An 852-nucleotide genomic window follows, 5' to 3' on the forward strand; every position below is an offset into this window, starting at 1 on the left:
AGCACCGGCGTCGGGTCGCGGCCGAGGGGCTGCTGCCCCCCGCGGACCTGCCCGCGCACTCCCCCGCCCTGCGGCGCATCGCGATCCTGCTGACCGTGGCGTTCGCGGGCCAGGCCTTCGGGTACAGCGTGACCTCCGCCTGGCTGCCCACCCTGCTCAACGAGGAGCGCGGGCTGGACCTCGCGGCCTCAGGGGCGGTGGCCTCCCTGTTCCAGATCGCCGCGGTGATCGGGGCGCTGGGGGTGCCCGTGCTCGCGGCCCGCAGCCGGTGGTGGGTGCCCGCGGCCGTGGTCGGGGCGCTGTGGTGCTCGCTGCCCCTCGGCCTGCTCCTCGCCCCCGGCGCCTACACCGTGTGGACCCTGCTGGGCGGGATCGCGCAGGGAGCCGGGTTCGTCGTCATCTTCTCGATCGTGGTGCGCGTGACCCGCAGCGACCGCGAGGCCACCGGCATGTCCGCGCGCATCCAGGCCGGCGGCTACCTCGCCGCCGCGGGCGGGCCCGTCCTCGCCGGGGCGCTGCACTCGGCCGCCGGCACCTGGACCGTCCCGCTGCTCGCGGTGCTCGTCGCGACCACCCTCTTCACGACAGCTGCGCTCCTCGGTGCGCGGACGGCGCGGGACCAGCACGGGCACGGATGAGCCGACGGCCTAACGCCCTGTCACACTTTCGGGTCATGGGCGTCAGTCGAGTCGTGATCATGCCGATAGAGCAGGCATGAGAAGCCCCCGGTCCTTGCGCACCCTTGCCCTCGTCCCGGTGGGCGCGCTGTGCCTGGGGCTGAGCTGCGCGGCGGTCGCCCCGCAGGCCGAGGCCGCGCCGCTGCACGCTGCGAAGCCCGCCGTCGAGGAGCCC

General features: G+C 75.5%; 1 protein-coding gene. It reads left to right on the plus strand.

The features are described 5' to 3' along the window. A partial coding sequence (locus L0B03_RS18545) for an MFS transporter (RefSeq protein WP_374205034.1) occupies positions 1-638 on the plus strand: 638 nt, incomplete at its 5' end. Between the last annotated feature and the right edge of the window lie 214 nt (positions 639-852).

The organism is Actinotalea sp. C106 (assembly GCF_023630195.1).
Taxonomy (GTDB): domain Bacteria; phylum Actinomycetota; class Actinomycetes; order Actinomycetales; family Cellulomonadaceae; genus Actinotalea.